Origin of the sequence: Ancylobacter sp. 3268 (assembly GCF_031456575.1) — a bacterium.
Lineage (GTDB): Bacteria > Pseudomonadota > Alphaproteobacteria > Rhizobiales > Xanthobacteraceae > Ancylobacter.
Genome location: NZ_JAVDUX010000004.1, coordinates 270,051 through 289,693 on the forward strand (window position 1 = coordinate 270,051; position 19,643 = coordinate 289,693).

The 19,643-nt window shown below is 69.5% G+C and carries 18 protein-coding genes; 8 read left to right on the forward strand and 10 right to left on the reverse strand.

The genetic code is table 11. The features are described from left to right. Nucleotides 1-116: 116 nt before the first annotated feature. Nucleotides 117-1,115 carry an NAD(P)H-quinone oxidoreductase gene (locus J2X65_RS07535; protein ID WP_310199877.1) on the reverse strand — a complete coding sequence of 333 codons (999 nt, stop codon included), beginning with the start codon at nt 1,113-1,115 and terminating at the stop codon, nt 117-119. 168 nt (nt 1,116-1,283) lie between these two features. On the opposite strand from J2X65_RS07535, the gene J2X65_RS07540 reads away from it, so the two are divergent. Both J2X65_RS07540 and J2X65_RS07545 read left to right on the forward strand, forming a co-directional pair. Further along, complete coding sequence (locus tag J2X65_RS07540) at nt 1,284-1,484, forward strand: DUF1192 domain-containing protein (protein WP_310199879.1); 201 nt, start codon at nt 1,284-1,286, stop codon at nt 1,482-1,484. A 323-nt stretch (nt 1,485-1,807) separates the two neighbouring features. After that, nucleotides 1,808-2,479 (forward strand): DUF1465 family protein, encoded by a 672-nt coding sequence (locus J2X65_RS07545; RefSeq protein ID WP_310199881.1) that lies wholly within the window; start codon nt 1,808-1,810, stop codon nt 2,477-2,479. Nucleotides 2,480-2,640: 161 nt separating this feature from the next. On the opposite strand, the gene rpmE is transcribed toward J2X65_RS07545, so the two are convergent. Then, complete coding sequence (rpmE, locus tag J2X65_RS07550) at nt 2,641-2,865, reverse strand: 50S ribosomal protein L31 (RefSeq protein WP_213362901.1); 225 nt, start codon at nt 2,863-2,865, stop codon at nt 2,641-2,643. 107 nt (nt 2,866-2,972) lie between these two features. On the opposite strand from rpmE, the gene J2X65_RS07555 reads away from it, so the two are divergent. Beyond that, complete coding sequence (locus J2X65_RS07555; protein WP_310199883.1) at nt 2,973-4,802, forward strand: ABC transporter transmembrane domain-containing protein; 1,830 nt, start codon at nt 2,973-2,975, stop codon at nt 4,800-4,802. Between the two features lie 23 nt (nt 4,803-4,825). Next, complete coding sequence (locus J2X65_RS07560; RefSeq protein WP_310199885.1) at nt 4,826-5,779, forward strand: cation transporter; 954 nt, start codon at nt 4,826-4,828, stop codon at nt 5,777-5,779. 30 nt (nt 5,780-5,809) lie between these two features. Here the strand turns inward: J2X65_RS07560 and J2X65_RS07565 are convergent, their stop codons facing one another. The 6 genes from J2X65_RS07565 to J2X65_RS07590 all read right to left on the reverse strand — a co-directional run bounded on the left by J2X65_RS07565 (nt 5,810) and on the right by J2X65_RS07590 (nt 10,294). Then, nucleotides 5,810-6,268 carry a GNAT family N-acetyltransferase gene (locus J2X65_RS07565; protein ID WP_310199887.1) on the reverse strand — a complete coding sequence of 153 codons (459 nt, stop codon included), beginning with the start codon at nt 6,266-6,268 and terminating at the stop codon, nt 5,810-5,812. 71 nt (nt 6,269-6,339) lie between these two features. Continuing rightward, nucleotides 6,340-7,377 (reverse strand): peptidoglycan -binding protein, encoded by a 1,038-nt coding sequence (locus tag J2X65_RS07570; protein ID WP_310199889.1) that lies wholly within the window; start codon nt 7,375-7,377, stop codon nt 6,340-6,342. Nucleotides 7,378-7,403: 26 nt separating this feature from the next. Next, the gene (locus J2X65_RS07575; RefSeq protein WP_310199891.1) at nt 7,404-8,492 is read right to left on the reverse strand and encodes a MotA/TolQ/ExbB proton channel family protein; all 1,089 of its coding nucleotides are present in this window, start codon (nt 8,490-8,492) and stop codon (nt 7,404-7,406) included. 131 nt (nt 8,493-8,623) lie between these two features. Next, nucleotides 8,624-9,412, reverse strand: coding sequence for an inositol monophosphatase family protein (locus J2X65_RS07580; protein ID WP_310199893.1), 789 nt, complete (start codon nt 9,410-9,412; stop codon nt 8,624-8,626). 205 nt (nt 9,413-9,617) lie between these two features. After that, complete coding sequence (locus J2X65_RS07585; protein ID WP_213362908.1) at nt 9,618-10,001, reverse strand: cell division protein ZapA; 384 nt, start codon at nt 9,999-10,001, stop codon at nt 9,618-9,620. An 11-nt stretch (nt 10,002-10,012) separates the two neighbouring features. Beyond that, nucleotides 10,013-10,294, reverse strand: a complete 282-nt coding sequence (locus J2X65_RS07590; RefSeq protein WP_310199896.1) for a DUF4164 domain-containing protein — start codon at nt 10,292-10,294, stop codon at nt 10,013-10,015. Between the two features lie 292 nt (nt 10,295-10,586). Between J2X65_RS07590 and tkt the strand changes: the two genes are divergently transcribed. The 4 genes from tkt to J2X65_RS07610 all read left to right on the forward strand — a co-directional run bounded on the left by tkt (nt 10,587) and on the right by J2X65_RS07610 (nt 16,497). After that, nucleotides 10,587-12,581, forward strand: a complete 1,995-nt coding sequence (gene tkt / locus J2X65_RS07595; protein WP_310199898.1) for a transketolase — start codon at nt 10,587-10,589, stop codon at nt 12,579-12,581. Between the two features lie 187 nt (nt 12,582-12,768). Continuing rightward, a complete protein-coding gene (gene gap / locus J2X65_RS07600; protein ID WP_310199900.1) occupies nt 12,769-13,779 on the forward strand; it encodes a type I glyceraldehyde-3-phosphate dehydrogenase in 1,011 nt (336 codons plus the stop codon). A gap of 148 nt (nt 13,780-13,927) precedes the next feature. Beyond that, on the forward strand, nt 13,928-15,142 hold the full coding sequence (locus J2X65_RS07605; RefSeq protein ID WP_310199902.1) for a phosphoglycerate kinase: 1,215 nt from the start codon (nt 13,928-13,930) through the stop codon (nt 15,140-15,142). Between the two features lie 332 nt (nt 15,143-15,474). Beyond that, nucleotides 15,475-16,497, forward strand: a complete 1,023-nt coding sequence (locus J2X65_RS07610) for a class I fructose-bisphosphate aldolase (RefSeq protein WP_310199904.1) — start codon at nt 15,475-15,477, stop codon at nt 16,495-16,497. A gap of 125 nt (nt 16,498-16,622) precedes the next feature. Here the strand turns inward: J2X65_RS07610 and J2X65_RS07615 are convergent, their stop codons facing one another. Together J2X65_RS07615 and J2X65_RS07620 are read right to left on the reverse strand one after the other, a co-directional pair. Continuing rightward, nucleotides 16,623-17,006 carry a YkvA family protein gene (locus tag J2X65_RS07615; protein ID WP_310200079.1) on the reverse strand — a complete coding sequence of 128 codons (384 nt, stop codon included), beginning with the start codon at nt 17,004-17,006 and terminating at the stop codon, nt 16,623-16,625. A gap of 105 nt (nt 17,007-17,111) precedes the next feature. After that, nucleotides 17,112-19,586: a carbohydrate-binding family V/XII gene (locus tag J2X65_RS07620; RefSeq protein WP_310199906.1), complete on the reverse strand. Its 2,475-nt coding sequence runs from the start codon at nt 19,584-19,586 to the stop codon at nt 17,112-17,114. Nucleotides 19,587-19,643 lie beyond the last annotated feature (57 nt).

Genomic DNA, 19,643 nt, shown 5'->3' on the forward strand with positions numbered 1-19,643 from the left:
CGCTGCTGGGGAACCGTAGAGCCCCCACCCCAGCCCTCTCCCCCTCGGGGAGAGGGAGCCGGACGCATCGGCGGGACATGACGCACTCGGAAAGCGCGCCGGAACAGCCCGCCCCCTCACACCTCCAGCATGATCTTGCCGATGTGCAGGCTGGTCTCCATGCGGGCATGGGCGGCGCTGGCCTGCGCCAGCGGGAAGACCTGGTCCAGCACCGGCTTCACCTTGCCGGCCTCGATCAGCGGCCACACCTTCTCGCGCAGCGAGGCGGCGATGGAGGCCTTCTCGGCATTGGGACGCGAGCGCAGCGTCGAGCCCATATGCGACAGCCGCTTCAGCATCAGCCGCATGAAGTCGATCTGCACCTTGGAGCCTTCCATGAAGGCGATCTGCACGATGCGCGCGCGCGGCGCCGCCGCCTCGTAATTGCGGGCGATGTAGGAGCCGCCGACCATGTCGAGGATGACGTCGACGCCGCGCCCGCCGGTGGTTTCCTTGATCACCGACACGAAGTCGGCGCTCTTGTAGTCGATGGCGACATCGGCGCCGAGCCGGCGGCAGACATCGCATTTCTCGCCGCTGCCGGCGGTGGCGAATACGGTGGCGCCGAACGCCTTGGCGAGCTGGATCGCCGTGGTGCCGATGCCCGAGGTGCCGCCATGCACGAGGAAATTCTCCCCCGCCTTCAGCCCGGCAAGATCGAACACATTGGTCCAGACGGTGAAGAAGGTCTCGGGCAGCGCCGCCGCCTCGATCATCGACAGGCCGGCAGGGACCGGCAGCGCCGCGCCGGCATCGGCGAGGCAATATTCGGCATAGCCGCCGCCGGAGACCAGCGCGCACACCTTGTCGCCGGGCTTGAAGCCGGCCACGCCCTCGCCAAGCGCCACCACCTCGCCGGCGATCTCCAGGCCCGGAATGTCCGGGGCGCCGGGCGGTGGCGGATACAGGCCCTTGCGCTGCATGACGTCCGGCCGGTTGACGCCGGCGGCCGCCACCTTGACCAGGATCTCGCCGGCGCGCGGCGCCGGCAGCGGCCGCGTCTCCGGCACCAGGGCTTCAGGACCGCCGGGGGTCGGCAGGCCGATGGCGGTCATGGTGGCGGGCAGATCGGTCACGGAGATGTCCTCGCGGTTTCAAGCGCCGGAAGGGCGGCGTTCTCGTTGGGCAGGCAACTTGTTGAGCCGTCTGGTTAAGTCATGCTGCCCGCACTGGCAACCGACCCCGGCGCGCAATAGATAGCCTGATGAGAGATGGCCCGACCATCGCCAGCGAGGAGACCCGACATGATCGAGGACGATCCCTTCGGCAGCCGCCCGGCCTTAAAGCCGACCGCCCACGAGATCGGCAGCGACCTTTCCACCCTGTCGGAGGTCGAGATCGAGGAGCGCATCGCGCTGCTGGAAGCGGAAATTGCCCGGTTGCGCCAGGCGCTCGACCGCAAGCGTTCGTCGCGGGCGGCGGCGGATGCGTTCTTCAAGCGCTGAGCCCGGGGCGGGAGCGCCCGGTCCGGGGCGCCTCGGTTAACGAGGCGTTAAGCTTTCCAAAGCATTATCGGGGATAGTCCAGCCTCTGGACGCGAGTGGCACCTGTCACTCTGTTTGACGCCTCCCTGTCTTCACCTATCGAGCCGCCCATGGGCGGCTCTTTTTTGTCCCTTCCCGCCGACGGTGGGTTGCGGGGACATCGGCGCCGTCCGTCGCACGCGACTGGACAGCCGGCCCGGCGCGCGCGACATCATGCTCGGGATGACGGGCGGGGCGGGCGAATCGGGTGCGGCGGAGCCGTCGCACCGCGCGGAGTGGTGCACATGGCGAAGCGGACGCCAGACGGACGGGGTTGCGGCGGGCCGGATGCCGACAGGCCCCTCGATGGCCCGGCGCGTCTCGACGGCGCGGTGCGCCTTGACGATCCCGCCCCCGCGCTGCCGGCAGGCGCCTCCCTTCCCCATGCCCAGGCCGCTGCCCATGCACAGGCCGCGGCCCGTGCCCCTGCCGATGACCGGCTGGTGAGCCTCGCCGAACGGCGGGTCGCCTCGCCCGCCTTCGCGGCGCTGTTTGCCGAGGGCATCGCGCTGATCGACGAGAGCGCCGACTATCTCGACGGCCCCGGCCGCGCGGATGCCGCCGCGCTGGAGCGCCGGGCGCACGCCCGCTATGCCGAGGCGAGCCGCAGGCTGACCACGCGGCTGATGAACCTCACCTCCTGGCTGCTGCTCCAGAAGGCGGTGGCCGAGGGTGACATGAGCACGGAGACGGCGCGCCGCGAGGCCGACAAGGTCGAGCTCGGCGCCGACGCCGCACCCGAGGCGGAAGACCGCCTGCCGGCACCGCTGGCGGCGCTGATCCTCCGCAGCCTCGACCTCGAGCGGCGGGTGCGGCAGCTCGACGCGGCGCTGCGGGCGCGCCGGCCTGCGGAACGCCCGGTCAATGCAGTGGCCGGCCAGATCGGCCGGCTGCGTTCCGCCTTCGAACGCCCGTGACGCACCCGGCCCGGCGCCGGCGAAGCCTTGCCGCGCCGGGCATGGGCCCCGCCCGGCGGGTCGTCGATTGCCTAAAGCCATGACGGCAAAAGAAAACCCCCGTGCGCCGCACGGGGGTTTTGCTTATCAACGGCTGCGAAGCGCGACGGCTGCCGGGCCAATCAGGCCTTGAGGAAGCCGGCGAACTTCTTCTGGAACTTCGACACGCGGCCGCCGCGATCAAGCAGCTGCTGCGAACCGCCGGTCCACGCCGGGTGAACCTTGGGGTCGATGTCGAGCTGGAGGGTGTCACCCTCCTTGCCCCAGGTCGTCCGGGTCGTGTACTCGGTGCCGTCCGTCATCACCACTTTGACGAAGTGGTAGTCGGGATGGATGTTGCTCTTCATGGGTTGCATCCTCGCCACCGCGGGGCGGCCCCTTTTCGGGAGCCACGCGGCGATCTTCAAAACGATCCTGCCGGAAATCCGTGCGGGTCTATAACCGAGACCTGAGCGTGACACAAGTCGATCACACCAGCGCCGCCCCCGCCTCCCGCCGCGGACGCGCCGACCTCTCCCCGCTCAGGGCGCTGTGGCCGCATGTGCGGCGCTACAAGGGGCGGGCCGGCGCCGCCCTCGTCGCCCTCGTCGTCGCCGCGCTGGCGACGCTGGTGGTGCCGGTCGCGGTCCGGCGGATGATCGACTTCGGCTTCGATGCCGACCATGCCGGCTATATCCGCCAGTATTTCCTCGTCATGATCGGCGTCGTCGGCGTGCTCGCGGCCGCCTCGGCGTTCCGCTACTGCCTGGTCATGACGCTCGGCGAGCGCATCGTCGCCGATCTGCGCGCCGAAGTGTTCACGCATCTGCTGAAGCTCGACGGCGCCTTCTACGACCAGGCCCGCGCCGGCGAGATCGTCTCGCGGCTGACCGCCGACACCACCCAGATCAAATCCGCCGTCGGCGCCTCCGCCTCCGTCGCGCTGCGCAACATCGTGCTGTTCATCGGCGCGGCGGTCATGATGGTGATCACCAGCCCGTGGCTGTCGGTGATCCTGCTGGTGTTGATCCCGGCGATCGTGGTGGTGCTGCTCGGCTCCGGGCGCGGGGTGCGCAAGCGCTCGCGCGAAGCGCAGGACACGCTCGCCGGCGCCTCCGCCTATGCCACCGAGGCGGTGGGCGCCATGCGCACCCTGCAGGCCAACACCGCCGAGGACGCCGCGAAGCAACGCTTCGACGGCGCCGTCGAACACGCCTTCGACGCCGCGCGCGACGCCATCCGCGCCCGCGCCTTGCTCACCGGCGTCGCCATCTTCCTGATCTTCGCCTCCATCGTCGGCATTCTCTGGGCCGGCGCCAACGCGGTGCTCTCCGGCTCGATGAGCGCCGGCACGCTCGGCCAGTTCGTGCTCTATGCGGTGCTGGCGGCGAGCGGGCTCGGCCAGCTCGGCGAGGTGTGGGGCGAGGTCTCGCAGGCCGCCGGCGCCACCGAGCGCATCGCCGAGCTCATCGCCGAAGAGCCGAAGGTCGCCGCGCCGGCCGCGCCGCTCGCCCTGCCGGCACCGCCGATCGGCGCGGTGCGCTTCGACGCGGTCGGCTTCGCCTATCCGACGCGACCGGACATTCCGGCGCTGTGCGGCGTCTCCTTCACGGTGAAGCCGGGCGAGCGGGTGGCGTTCGTCGGTCCCTCCGGCGGCGGCAAGAGCACGCTGTTCCAGCTGCTGCTGCGCTTCTACGATCCCTCGAGCGGCCGCATCGAGGTGGACGGCATCGACATCGCCGCCGCCGATCCGCGCGCCGTGCGCGCCCGCCTCGCGCTGGTGCCGCAGGACGTCGCCATCTTCGCCGCCTCGATCCGCGAAAACATCCGCCTCGGCCGGCCGGAGGCCAGCGACGCCGAGGTGGAGGAAGCCGGGCGGCTTGCCGCCGCCGACGAATTCGTCGAGCGCCTGCCGGAGCGCTGGGAGACCCTAGTCGGCGAGCGCGGGGTGACGCTGTCCGGCGGCCAGCGCCAGCGCATCGCCATCGCCCGCGCCATCCTGCGCAAGGCGCCGATCCTTCTGCTCGACGAGGCCACCTCGGCGCTCGACGCCGAAAGCGAGACGCTGGTGCAGCAGGCGCTCGACCGCTCCATGCAGGGGCGGACCACGCTGGTGATCGCCCACCGCCTCGCCACCGTGCTCTCGGCCGACCGCATCCTGGTGATGGAGCACGGGCGGATCGTCGAGGAGGGCCGCCACGCCGAGCTGGTGGCCAAGGGCGGGCTCTATGCCCGGCTGGCGGCGCTGCAGTTCGGCGAGAACGGGCCCGCGGCCCCGCAAATGGCCGAGGCCTCGCCGATCTGACGAGGAACGGCGGAAGGAGCGGCATGCGATCTCTGGGGAAGATCTTCCATCTCGACGACGAAAGCGGCGTGCTGCGCCTCTCGATCGCCATCACCGGGCTGATCGCCGCCTTCGGTATCGGCATCGGGCTGCTCTCCGGCTCGTTCTCGATCCTGTTCGACGGCGCCTATTCGCTGATCGACGCCGGCATGAGCCTGCTGGCGCTGGCCGTGGTGCGGCTGATCCATGGCTACACCCACATCACCTCCGCCACGCGGCGGCTGCGCGAGCGCTTCACGGTCGGCTTCTGGCATCTCGAACCGATGGCGCTCGGGCTCAACGGCGTGCTGCTCATCGGCGTGTCGGCCTATGCCTTCTTCAACGCGGTGAGCCTGCTTCTGGACGGCGGACGCCCGCTCGAATTCGATCTCGCCATCCTCTACGCGGTGATCACCGCGACCGCCTGTACCGGCGCGGCGGCGCTGGAGATGCGCGCCAACCGCCGCATCCGCTCGGCGTTCATCGCCCTCGACGCGCGCGGCTGGATCATGTCGGCCAGCATCACCCTGGCGCTGCTGGCGGCCTTCTGCATCGGCTCTGCGATCGAGGGCACTGCCTATGGCTGGATGGCGCCTTATGTCGATCCGGCGGTGCTGGCGCTGGTGTGCCTGATCATCATTCCGCTGCCGATGCGCACCGTGAAGCAGGCTCTCGCCGACATATTGCTGGTGACGCCGCCGGAATTGAAGGCGCATGTCGATGCGGTGGCCCATGACGCCGTGCGCGCGCACGGCTTCCTTTCCTTCCGTGCCTATGTCGCGAAGGTCGGGCGGGCGCAGCAGATCGAACTCTATTTCATCGTGCCGGCCGACGGACCGCCGCGCCGCATCGGCGAATGGGACGCCCTGCGCGACGAGATCGGCAAGGCCATCGGCCCCGACAGCCCCGACCGCTGGCTCACCATCATCTTCACCGCCGACCTCGAATGGGCGGAATGACGCGGCCCGCCGTCACGGCCGGCCCCGGCCTCATCTGCGCTGCATCCGCAGCGTCGGCCGGCCGGAAGTGGGGTTGGTGCCGTGCGCCGTCACCACGAAGCCGGCGGCGGCGTAGAAGCGCACCGCGCGGTCGTTCTCCTCGTTCACATCCAGGGTGAGGCCGGCGGGCGAGACCGCCGCGGCGGCATCGATCAATGTCCGTGCAATGCCGCGCCCCCAATAATCGGGATGCACCACCAGCTGGTCGACATAGCCGCTCGACGGATCGACGGTGACGAAGCCCAGCACCCGGCCGGCGGCGTCCACCGCCGTCTCCACCCGCACGCCGCTTTCCACCAGCTGGCCGATGCGATGGCACAGCCAGCCGCGCCGCGCCTCGAAATCGATCTCCGGCATCGCCTCCTGCCAGCTCTCGACCCAGAGATTGGCGATTGCCGGCATCTGCTCCCAGCCGAAAGAACGCAACAGCGGTGCGCCGGGAGGGGTCATCTCAACACCAGCGTCTCATGGCCGGCATCTCATGGCCGGCATCTCGAAGGCCACATGTCGGCGCCCGCCCCTCATCGCTCGGTGAGCTTCAGTTCGATGCGGCGGTTGCGGTTGCGGGCCTCATCGCTGTCGGTGCCGTCGAGCGGCTGATACTCGCCGAAGCCGGCGGCGACCAGATGCACCGGCGCCACCCCCTTGCCGGCGAGATACTGCACCACGGCGATGGCCCGTGCCGCCGACAATTCCCAGTTGGAGGGATATTGCGGCGTCTGGATCGGCCGGTCGTCGGTATGGCCGTCGACGCGCAGCACCCAGGCGAGATCAGAGGGAATCTCCTTCTCCAGCTGGATCAGCGCCGCGGCGATCTGGTCCAGCGCCGGCATCGATTCCGGACGCAGATTGGAGGAGGCGCGATCGAAGAAAATCTCCGACTGGAACACGAAGCGGTCGCCGACCACCCTGATGCCCGGCCGGTTGCCGAGAATGGCGTTCAACCGGCCGAAGAACTCCGAGCGGTAGCGGGTCAGCTCCTGCACCCGCTGGGCCAGCGCGACATTGAGCCGGCGGCCGAGATCCGTAAGGCGGGCCTGGCTCTCGCTGTCCTTCTTCTCGGCGATGTTGAGCGCCTCGTCGAGCGCCGCCACCTGCTTGCGCAGGGCGGCGATCTGCTGGTTGAGCAGCGCGATCTGCTGGGCGGCGTCGGCGGTGGCGTCCTTCTGCTGCGCCAGCTGGCGGCCGAGCTCGGCGTTCTGGCTCTGGGCGGCGGAAAGATCGGCCGGTGCCGAGGACGCCGCCTCGGCGGCATCGAGCAGGTCCGCGCGCTCCTTCTCCAGCGCCGCGAGGCTGGCGCGCAGGCTGCCGATCTCGGAGGAGGCATCGTCCTGGCCGGCGCGCTCCAGCGCCAGCTGCTCGGTGAGCGCGCGAATCTGCGCCTGCAGGCGCGCGAGCGCATCGTCGCGGCCGGAGATTTCCTGGGTGAGGAAGAACTGCGCCAGCACGAAGACCGAGAGCAGGAAGATGAACACCATGAGCAGCGTCGACAGCGCGTCGACGAAGCCGGGCCAGTAGTCGATCGTCCGTTCGCGACCGCGGGAGCGTCCCAGCGCCATGTGCTAGCCTCCTTGCCGCCCGCCCCTCAGGCCCGCTCGCGGTCGCTCTCGCGGGCGATGCGTTCGAGCAGCTTCTTGATGTCCTTCTGCTGCTCGGCCTGCGCCTCCACCCAGTCGCGCACCATCTGCTGCTCCGAGCGCATGTGCTGCACCAGGCCCTGCAGGCTCTCGGCCAGATGCGCCATGGCGGTGGTGACGCGCTGCGAGCCGGCCTCGGTCATGGTGCGGTCGAGCCGGCCGATCGCCTCGGTCAGCTGGGTGAGGTCGAGCTGGCTGAGGCTGCCCTGCGGCAGGAAGGCGGAGGGCGGCGGCAGCGGCACCGGGCCGGCGGCGCCGACCGGGCTGGCCAGCGGCACGACGGCGGGGATCGGCGCCGGAACCGGCTTCACCTTCTCGATGCCGAGATCCTCCACCGTGGTGGCGAGCCAGTCCTCGAGATCGGTGTAGAAGCGGTTCTGCGCCTGCCCGGCCTGCAGATCGAGAAAGCCGAGCACCAGCGAGCCGGCGAGGCCGAACAGCGAGGACGAGAACGAGATGCCCATGCCGGAGAGCGGCGCGGCGAGGCCGGTCTTCATCGCATCGAACACCGAGCCGGAATTCGGCCCGACATCCAGCGAGGAAATCACCCCGCCGATCGAGCTCACCGTCTCGATCAGGCCCCAGAAGGTGCCGAGCAGGCCGAGGAACACCAGGAGACCGGTGAGGTAGCGCAAGAGGTCGCGGCCCTCGTCGAGGCGGGTGCCGATCGATTCCATGATGCTGCGCATGGTCATCTGCGAGATCGACATGCGGCCGACGCGATCGCCCAGCAGCGCCGCCATCGGCGCCAGCAGCACCGGATTGCGCCGCACCTCGAGGCCGGGATCGACCAGCCGGAACGAGTTCACCCAATCGACCTCCGGCAGCAGCCGGAACACCTGGCGGAAGGCGAAGAGGATGCCGATGGCCAGCACGCCGAAGATGACGCCGTTCAGCCCGGGATTGTACAGGAAGGCGCGCCAGATCGGCTCGTGCAGCACCGAGGCCAGCGCCACGCAAAGCAGCAGGAACACGAACATCCGCACCAGGAAGATGCGGGGCGAAGACAGCTTGAGGAAGGGGTCGTTCGCGTCCATTGCCGGTGGCCGTCTCCTGCGCGCGGCGGCACGCAGGGCAGGCGGCCGCCGAAATCAAGGCCGGACTATGCCACAGCGCGTTCGAAATGGAACGCACCCCAACGGATTTCCGAGGAATATGCGCGGATTTCTCAGGCCTTGCGCAGGACGGCGAGAAGATCGCGGCGGATGCCGTCATTGCCGGCGATAATGTCGCCCTTGGCCAGCATCTTGTCGCCGTCCTCGAGATCGGAGACGTAGCCGCCCGCCTCGCGCACCAGGATGATTCCGGCCGCCATGTCCCAGGGCGAGAGGTTGCGCTCCCAGAAGCCGTCGAACCGGCCGGCCGCCACCCAGGCGAGGTCGAGCGCCGCGGTGCCGGTGCGGCGCAGGCCGGCGACGCGCGGGGCGAGCGCCGCATATTCGCGCCCGAAGCCGGCGAGGTCGCCGCGGCCCATATGCGGCATGCCGCAGCAGATGACGCTGTCGGCCAGCGCCCGGCGGGCGGCGACGCGGATGCGCCGGTCGTTCATGAAGGCGCCGGCGCCCTTCTCGGCGATGAACAGCTCGTCGGTGACCGGGTTGAAGATCACGCCGGCCACCGGCACGCCGTCGCGCACCAGCGCCAGCGAGACGCAGAACAGCGGGATGCCGTGCAGGAAATTGGTGGTGCCGTCGAGCGGATCGACGATCCAGCGGTGCGATTCATCGGTGCCCTCGCGCTCGCCGCTCTCCTCCATGACGAAGCCGAAGCTCGGGCGGGCCTTGGAGAGCTCCTCGTGCAGGATTCGCTCGGCCTTGCGGTCGGCGTTGGAGACGAAATTCGCCGGCCCCTTCAGCGACACCTGCAGATTCTCGACCTCGCCGAAGTCGCGGACGAGGGAGCGGCCGGCCTTGCGCACGGCAGCGACCATGACGGTCATGAGCGGGGAGCGGATCATCGGACGGTTCCGGCTGGAGACGGGGCGCGCGGCGGTCGACAGGCGCCTTCGCGCGGCAGAGCTGGGCGGGCGTGAGGCGAATATTCCGTTCCTGTGCCCGTCGCGGGCGACAACGTCAAGTGCGGCGGCCACCCACGCCGGGCCACCCACGCCGGGCCGCCCGCCCAGGGCCGGACGGCGGCGAGCGCGGACCGGCCGCCGGCCCTCACCCCATGCCGACATCCGAGGAGGGGCTGGTGCCGAGCTCGCGGGCAAGGCGCTCCATGCGCTCGGAGGCCTTGGTGAAGGCGTCCGACACCGTGCGCTCGGCCAGCTCGGAACGCTCCGTCGCCACGGCGAGGCGCACCCGCTCGGCCTGCAGCTCCTGCTCCAACGCCCGGTGGCGGCGGCGCATCTCGCTGAGCTCATCGGCCAGCGTGATCGCCGCCATCACGCTGAGACGCTGGTCGCCGATCTCGCCGAACGCCTTGCGCAGGTCGTCGATGCGGGCGTCCACCTCCTGGCCGAGGCGGGAGAGATGCTCCTCCTGGCCGTCGTCGCAGGCCATGCGATAGGCGCGCCCGGCAATGGTGACGGTGACATGGGCCATGGCGGACGCCCTCAGCGCTCATGCGCGGCGAGCACCGCGCGGATGGTTTCCATGGCGCTGCCGAGCCGGCGGGCGACGTCGTCGCTCGCCCCCATCAGCCGCTCGGCCCGCGCCTGCGCGCCGTCGAGCTGGGCGGCGAGGCGGGAGCGGTCGGCACCGAGCACATGGATCTGTTCGGCGAGCGCCGCCTCCTGGCGCTCGACCTCGAGCCGCCGCTCCACCGCCGCCTCCAGCGCCTCCATGGCGGCGTTGAAACGCCGCGCCGCAGCGTCCACCGGGGCCGGGTCGGTCATTCTGGCTCGCTCCATGGAATGAAAGGGTTTGATTCGATTAGATTGGTCCCGCCCCGCGCCGGGCGTCAACCGGCGGGGAAAGCCGATCCTTTCCCAGCTCCGCCCTTTGACAGGATGACCCGTGATGATATCACTCGCGCCCGTTCATGCCGCGGTGCGGCAGGCTCCGGCGCCACCGGGGCGGCCACATGCGGAAAGCCGGCGACCGCCTCCGCGCGGCATGCCATAACAGCCGCCCTGCACCCGATACGCACGCGCCCATGCGCGCCCCCTTTGGGAGTCACCAGACCTCATGTCGAACCGTGAAAAGCACGACCGCATGGCCAATGCCATCCGGTTCCTCGCCGCGGACGCTGTCCAGGCCGCCAATTCCGGCCATCCGGGCATGCCGATGGGCATGGCCGATGTCGCGACCGTGCTGTTCGGAAAGGTGCTGAAGTTCGATCCCGCCGATCCGCACTGGCCCGACCGCGACCGCTTCATCCTTTCGGCCGGCCACGGTTCGATGCTCATCTATTCGCTGCTCTACCTCACCGGCTATGAGGGCATGAGCCTCGACGACATCAAGAACTTCCGCCAGCTCGGCTCCAAGACCCCCGGCCATCCGGAATACGGCCACACGGTCGGCGTCGAGACCACCACCGGCCCGCTCGGCCAGGGCCTCGCCAACTCCGTCGGCTTCGCGCTCGCCGAGCGCATGCTGGCGGCGCAGTTCGGCGGCGACCTCGTCGACCACCACACCTATGTCATCGCCGGCGACGGCTGCCTGATGGAAGGCATCTCGGAAGAGGCCATCGAGCTCGCCGGCCGGCAGAAGCTCAACAAGCTGATCGTGCTGTGGGACGACAACCACATCACCATCGACGGCTCGACCGCGCTGTCGGTCGCCACCGACCAGCTCGCCCGCTTCGAGGCCTCCGGCTGGAACGCCACCCGCATCGACGGCCACGACCCGGACGCCATCCTCGCCGCGCTGGAGCGCGCCAAGACCTCCGACAAGCCGACCCTGATCGCCTGCCGCACCACCATCGGCTTCGGCGCTCCCACCAAGCAGGGCACCAACGGCGTGCATGGCGCGCCGCTCGGCGCCGACGAGCTCGCCGCCGCCCGCAAGGCGCTGGGCTGGGACTACCCGGCCTTCGAGGTGCCGACCGACGTGCTCGACGCCTGGCGCCTTGCCGGCCTGCGCTCGCGCCAGGCGCACAAGGCGTGGGGCGAGCGGCTGAAGGCCGCCGACCACGAGCTGCGCGGCGAGTTCGAGCGCCGCGTGCGCGGCGAGCTGCCCTCCAAGTTCGCCGAGGTCTATGCCGGCATCGTCGCCAGGGCGCATGCCGACAAGAACCCGGTCGCCACCCGCAAGTCCGGCGAGATCGTACTGGAAGCGCTGACAGCCGCGCTGCCGGAGATGGTGGGCGGCTCGGCCGACCTCACCCACTCCAACAACACCAAGACCAAGGCCACCTCGGTCTATGTCGAGCCGCCGAAATATGACGGCCGCTACATCAATTACGGCATCCGCGAGCACGGCATGGCGGCGGCGATGAACGGCATCGCCCTGCATGGCGGCTTCATCCCCTATGGCGGCACCTTCCTCGTCTTCTCCGACTATTGCCGACCCTCGATCCGCCTCGCGGCGCTGATGGGGGTGCGGGTGGTCTACGTGTTCACCCACGATTCGATCGGCGTCGGCGAGGACGGCCCGACCCACCAGCCGGTCGAGCAGATCGCCGCGCTGCGCGCCATCCCGAACCTGCTCGTCTTCCGCCCCTGCGACACGGTGGAGACGGCGGAAGCCTGGAAGCTCGCACTCGAGCACAAGACCGGCCCCAGCGTGCTGGCGCTGACCCGGCAGAACCTGCCGCTGATGCGCACCGATCCCAACACCCGCTGCCTGACCGCGAAGGGGGCCTATGAGATCGTGCCGGCCTCCGACGACGCGCAGGTGTCGCTGTTCGCCTCCGGCTCCGAGGTCTCGCTCTGCGCCGCGGCCCGCGACATCCTCGAGGCCGAGGGCATCCCGACCCGCGTGGTCTCAGTGCCGAGCTTCGAACTGTTCGCCAACCAGCCGGAAGAAAGCCGCCGCCAGGTGGTGGGCACCGCGCCGGTGAAGGTGGCGGTCGAGGCGGCGATCCGCCAGGGCTGGGATGCCGTGGTCGGCTCCGACGCCGCCTTTGTCGGCATGACCGGCTTCGGCGCCTCCGGCCCCGCCGGCAAGGTGTTCGCGCATTTCGGCATCACCGCCGAGCACGTCGCGGCCGCCGCCAAAAGCCGACTGAAGAAGAGCTGAACTTTCGGATCGACGATTCGCCGCACGTCAAAGTCATGAGTGAAGTCATGACTTTGACGCATGCTGCGGCGTCGAGCCCTGCGCTGACGCCATATCGACCAAACAGGCGGCTGGTGTCGTAAGGTTGGGCGCGCTATGAGCCTTGGTGCTTGTACCGGACAGGAAGTAATCACTCGGGGGAAGACGCATGACGCTCAAGGTTGCCATCAACGGCTTCGGACGGATCGGCCGCAACGTGCTGCGCGCCATCATCGAATCGGGTCGCACCGATATCGAGGTCGTCGCCATCAACGATCTCGGCCCGGTCGAGACCAATGCTCACCTTCTGCGTTTCGACAGCATCCATGGCCGTTTCCCCGCCGAGGTGAAGGTCGAGGGCGACACCATCACCGTGGGGGCTCGCCGGCCGATCAAGGTCACCGCCGTGCGTAACCCGGCCGAGCTGCCGCACGCCGCGCTCGGCGTAGAGGTGGCGCTGGAATGCACCGGCATCTTCACCGCCCGCGACAAGGCCGCCGCGCATCTGGAAGCCGGCGCCAAGCGCGTGGTGGTCTCCGCCCCCTCCGACGGCGCCGACCTCACGGTGGTCTATGGCGTGAACCACGACAAGCTGACCAAGGACCACCTGGTCATCTCCAACGCCTCCTGCACCACCAACTGCCTGGCGCCGGTCGCCAAGGTGCTCAACGACGCCGTGGGCATCGACCACGGCTTCATGACCACCATCCACTCCTACACCGGCGACCAGCCGACGCTGGATACCATGCACAAGGATCTCTACCGCGCCCGCGCCGCGGCGCTGTCGATGATCCCGACCACCACCGGCGCCGCCAAGGCGGTGGGCCTGGTGCTGCCCGACCTCGCCGGCAAGCTCGACGGCACCTCGATCCGCGTGCCGACGCCGAACGTCTCGGTGGTCGACTTCAAGTTCGTCGCCAAGAAGACGGTGACCAAGGACGAGATCAACGCGGCGATCAAGGCGGCCGCCGACGGCCCGCTCAAGGGCATCCTCGGCACTACCGACCAGCCCAACGTCTCCTCCGACTTCAACCACGACCCGCACTCCTCGATCTTCCATCTCGACCAGACCAAGGTGCTGGAAGGCAATTTCGTGCGCGTGCTGAGCTGGTACGACAATGAGTGGGGCTTCTCGAACCGCATGTCCGACACGGCGGTCGCCCTCGGCAAGCTGATCTGACCCCAAACGGCCGGGCCTCGCGAGACGCCCGGCCGTTTCGTTTGCGGGCGCGCGCGGGCGCCTCCCGATTGCCCTTGCGGCACCACAACCCGGCGCTCCGCCGGGAGCCAGCAACCAGGCCGAAGCGCCAGAGCCGGACAGAACGCCAATGACCGCTGCTTCCAACCCCGCTCCCTCCGCCTTCCGAACCCTCGACGACGCCGATGTCGCCAACAAGCGCGTGCTGGTGCGCGTCGACCTGAACGTGCCGACGGATGCCGGCCGCGTCACCGACGACACCCGCATCCAGGCCGTGCTGCCCACCATCCGCGAGATCAGCGACAAGGGCGGCAAGGTGATCCTGCTCGCCCATTTCGGCCGGCCGAAGGGCGTCGATCCCAAGCTGTCGCTTGAGCCGATCGCCGGCGAGGTGGCGAGCCGCCTCGGCAGGCCGGTCGCCTTCGCCCCCGCCACGATCGGCGCGGTGGCCGAGGAAGCGGTGGCCAAGCTTCAGCCCGGCGAGGTGCTGCTGCTGGAGAACACCCGCTTCGACCCGCGCGAGGAGAAGAACGACCCGGACTTCGTCACGGAACTGGCGAAGCTCGGCGACATCTATGTCAACGACGCCTTCGCCACCGCGCACCGCGCCCATGCCTCGACCGAGGGCCTCGCCCATCACCTGCCGGCCTATGCAGGCCGCTGCATGCAGGTGGAGATCGAGGCGCTGGCGAAAGCCCTCGAAGCACCGGAGCGCCCGGTGATGGCGGTGGTCGGCGGCGCCAAGGTGTCGTCCAAGCTGGAACTGCTCGGCAATCTCGTCGCCAAGGTCGACCTTCTGGTGATCGGCGGCGGCATGGCCAACACCTTCCTTGCCGCCGAGGGCAAGGATGTCGGCAAGTCGCTGTGCGAGCACGATCTCGCCGGCACCGCCCGCGAGATCGTCGAGAAGGCGGCCGCCGCCGGCTGTGAGATCGTGCTGCCGGTCGATGCGGTGGTGGCCAAGGAATTCCGGGCGCATGCCGACAACCGCGCCGTCGCGGTGGATGGCGTTGGCGCCGACGAGATGATCCTCGATGCCGGCCCGGCCTCGATCGACCATGTCGTCGCCAAGCTGAAGACGGCGAAGACGGTGGTGTGGAACGGCCCGTTCGGCGCCTTCGAGCTGCCGCCCTTCGACGCCGCGACGGTCGCGGTGGCCAAGGCGGCGGCGGAGCTGACCGGCGAGGGCAAGCTGCTCTCGGTCGCCGGTGGCGGCGACACGGTGGCGGCGCTCAACCATGCCGGCGCGGCCGATGGATTCACCTATGTCTCGACGGCCGGCGGCGCCTTCCTCGAATGGCTGGAAGGCAAGCCGCTGCCGGGCGTCGAGGCGTTGCGCCGCTGATGCGCGATCCTCGGTTGGCGCGGCTGTGCCAACGCATTGTCTAGACGTATTTTTCAGGCCGGGTGGCATCATCCGGCCTGATGCTTGGCCAGAGCCGCCCCGTCGATGCCGTTCATCGACAAGAAGGCGGCCTGGTTTCAGAATGCTGGAGCGGGTTCGCGTCGCAGGGAGCGTTCGCCCTTGCGGAACCTGATCCAACTGCCGCATCGGCAGTCGGTCGCGCGCGACATGGCGCGGACAGGCCGGATGCCGATGCTATAACCATCGCCGATCGGCCGCGCGGGTTTCGGTCGGCGACTATTTCATCGGTTCGTTTTGCGGGAGACAGACGAATGACGACCAGCCTCGACGAGGTAGCGTATAAAATGTGTGCGGGCGGCAAGGGCATCCTGGCCGCGGACGAAAGCTCCAGCACCATCAAGAAGCGTTTCGACGCCATCGGGGTCGAATCCACCTTCGACAACCGCCGCGACTATCGCGAGATGCTGTTCCGCTCCGACGAGGCGATGACCAAGTACATCTCCGGCGTCATTCTGTTCGACGAGACCATCCGGCAGAAGGCCAAGGACGGCACGCCGCTGGTCGAGCTGATCCAGAAGGCCGGCTCCATCCCCGGCATCAAGGTCGACGCCGGCGCCAAGCCGCAGCCGGGCGCCCCGGGCGAGACCATCACCGAAGGCCTCGACGGCCTCGGCGGCCGGCTGAAGGAATATTACGACCTCGGCGCCCGCTTCGCGAAGTGGCGCGCGGTGATCGACATCGGGCCGCACATTCCGAGCTACACCTCGATCCTCGCCAACGCCCAGGCGCTGGCCCGCTATGCGGCGCTGTGCCAGGAGGCCAACATCGTGCCGATCGTCGAGCCGGAAGTGCTGATGGACGGCGACCACGACATCGACCGCTGCTACGACGTCACCGAATGGGTGCTGAAGGAAGTGTTCCAGCAGCTGTTCTACGCCCGCATCCGGCTCGAGGGCATGGTGCTGAAGCCGAACATGATCGTGCCGGGCATGAAGTCGCCCAAGCAGGTCTCCTATGAGGAAGTGGCGGAGAAGACCATTCGCTGCCTGAAGAACTGCGTGCCCTCCGCCGTGCCGGGCATCGCCTTTCTCTCCGGCGGCCAGTCGGACGAGGCGGCGACCGGCCATCTCGATGCGATGATCAAGATCGGCAACCTGCCGTGGAACCTCACCTTCTCCTATGGCCGCGCCCTGCAGGCGGCGCCGCAGAAGGCGTGGGCCGGCAAGGCTGAGAACTGGGCCGCCGGCCAGGCCGCCTTCACCCACCGCGCCAAGATGAACTACCTCGCCGCGCTGGGTAAATGGGCCGCCGACGAGGAGAAGAAGGCGGCGTGAGCCGGCCTGCCCTCGCGACAACAAATCGAGTACGCCGCCCTTCGGGGCGGCGTTTTCATGTCGGCGACCGGGTTCGGCGGGCAGGGTCGTGGGGTTCCCCCGTCCTTGCAAGGAGTGCCCGGCGTTCAGGCCGCGCCGCGCTGCCGCAGCCAGCGCAGGCCGATCCCCGCGACCGCGACCCAGATCACGACGATCGCCACCAGCCCGCCCCGGCTGACCGGCCTGCCGCGCCCGGCCGCGGCGGCGCGGTATTCGGCCATCAGCGGCGCCGGAACCAGCCTGACCACCAGCAGGATGCCGAGCGGCACGATGACGAGATCATCGAGATAGCCGAGAACCGGCACGAAATCGGGAATGAGGTCGACGGGGCCGAGGGCATAGGCGGCCACGGCACCGGCGACCAGCTTGGCGTACCACGGCGTCCGGGGATCGCGCGCCGCGATCCACAGGGCGAGCACGTCCTGCTTCAGGGCCCGCGCCCATTGCTTCGCGCGGGCGAGCGGCCCGATCCTCACCTCCCGGCCTCCTCTTCGCAGGGATCCTCGACCGGGGATCGGCGCCGGCGGGCAACCGGCGCCTCACTCTGTCGGCAACGGGCGCTCCGGCCCGCCCCATCAACGGCGGAAGCCGCCGCCGCCGTGGAAGCCGCCAAAGCCGCCGCCACCGAAACCGCCGCGGTCGAAACCGCCGCCGCCCCAGCCGCCGCGATCGAAGCCGCCGCCACCGCCGCCCCAGCTGCCGGAACGGGCGAAGTCATCGACGCGCTGGTCGCCCCAGCCCTGGAACTGGCGCTGGGTGTTCAGGCGATCGATCTGGCCGGCGTCGCTGTCGCGCTGCCAGCCGCCATCAGACGCCTGGTGCTGCCAGTTTCCGTCCGGCGTGTACTGGTGGATGGTGCCGTCATGGTCGGTATAGATGTTGCCGTTGTTCCAGCCGACCGCATTGCCGGAATGGACATTGCCGGCGACGCCGCGGCTGTCGACATCGACATGGCCGTCGTCGCGGGTAACCCCGGTCTCGGAGGCATGGCCGAAGCCGGTCGTCGGGTTGTAGCCCGCCGACTGGCGGCCGGCGGCAAAGTTGCCGGTATTGGCATTGCCCACCGCGCCGGCGCGGGCGCCGCCAAAGGCGCCGGTCGACGGATTGTAGTAGCCACCCTCGCGGCCGGCGGCGAAATTGCCGTTCCACGGGTTGAAGGCGGCGCCGGAGCGGCCGGCGAATTCGGTGCCGCGCGCGGTGACGCCATTGAACGAATTGGCGCGCCATTCATTGCCGGTCCAGGGATTATAGCCCCAGGCATGATCGACGGTCGCCGCGCCGCCCCAGCGGCCATAGATGTTGGTCTGGTTGACGTTGACGCCGGCCCACGGCCCGCCCCACGGCCCGACGCCCCAATACGGCCCCCACCAGGGCGACATCGCCCCCCAGGCATAGCCGGCGGCAAAGCCGAAGGCGAAGCCGCTGGTCCAGCCGAAGGCGGCGTTGTAGCCATAGGTATCCGGGCAACCATACCAGTAGGTGCCGACATAGCCGACGCAGCCGTAGCCGGTGCCGTAGAGCACCGTGCCGCCCGGGCCGACCACCACGCCGAGATAGCCGGGCGTATAGCCGACGGTCACCGCATCGGCGGTCGAAGCGTAGACATAGACATAGGTGACGTAGTGCAGCGGCGAGGAGGTCGGGATGGTGTAGATCGCCGCCGGCACCACGTCGGCGATCACCCACGGGCCGGACGGCGCGGACGCCATGAACCAGGCGCCCTGGAACAGCGCGTAGTAGCGGGTGGCGTCGAGCTCGATCACCGGCGTGCGGGTGTTCTCGGCATAGCTCAGCTGGGTGCCGCGGATCGGCACGAACTTCGCGGTGCCGCCATCATACTGGATGGTGAGCTGGGTGGAGCGCGACACGCTCGCGGTCTGCGGCACCAGAGTGGAGATCGCCGCTTCCTTGGCCTGCGGCGTGCCGGGCACCGCCACCAGGGCGTTGGCCACCGGATCGGTGGTCGAGATGCTCTTGAACTGCGCCGGCAGCTGATTGCCGGCCACATAGCTCCACGGGCCATTGAGGCCGGCGGCGCGGAACCAGCGGCCGGAGACCAGCAAGTAATAATTGTTGCTGTCCGGGTCCATGATCACCGCATGGTCGGCATTGCTCATGCGCAGCAGCGAGGTGCCGCCCACCGGCTCCATGGTCGGGGCGCCGGCGGTGACCACAAGCTCGGCCGGTGCGGTGGAGACGATGAGCGCCGGCGCCTGCGGCGGCTTCTTGCCATCGGCCGGCAGCAGCGTCTCGGCCTGCTGCGCGTAATTGGCCATCGAGCCGGCGGCCTGCAGCGCATCGGAAGGCTGCGCCAGCACGGCCCACGGGCCCTCGATCGCCTTGGCCTGGTACCAGTAATCCGCCGCCTGGGCATAGAAATTGCCGGAACCGTCGGCGAGCAGCAGCGGATGGGTGTTGATGACGCGCTGGAAGCCCTGCGCACCCGCGACCGGCCGCAGCACCGGCGAACCGGCGACCTGCACCAGCAGGGTCGGCGCATCGACGAACAACAGCTTGGGCGGAGTGTTCTCGACCGGCTGCTCCATGTCCTTGGTGAGCTGCTTGTTGGCGGCATAGCTGGTGAGCAGGTGGTCGAGCGCCACCGTCAGCCCCTCGGCCGGGATATGCGCCTGCAGCGCGCTCATCACCTGGGTGTCGAGGCCCGGCTGGGTCGGCACGTCCACCTTGGTGATGGCGATGCTGGTGAGCTTGGCGAGCCGCGCCGGCTTGTCGATGGCGACGCGGGCAGTGAAATAGGCGATGCCATAGGTCGGCGTGCCGGCGGCGGCGCCGAAGGCGACCGCGGCGCGGCCGGAAATGGCGTCGCCGTTCCAGCTCTCGACCAGCGGCTGGTAGATCTCCAGCGCCTTGTCGCCGATCGTCACGCTGCGCGGCCAGGAGAGCCCGGCGGCGGTGGCGGGAGACGGCGCCTGGGCGCCCGCGGGGGCGGTCTGCGCCCAGGCGGCGGACGAAAGCGCGGCGAGGCTGCCGGCAAGCGCCAGCAGCGCGGCCGGACGGACGCGAAAGGCACGGGATGAACGGGCGGGCATGTTTCCTCCACCGTCATTGGGCCGTGACCACGGGCTCCCAAAAGCGGGCCTGCACCG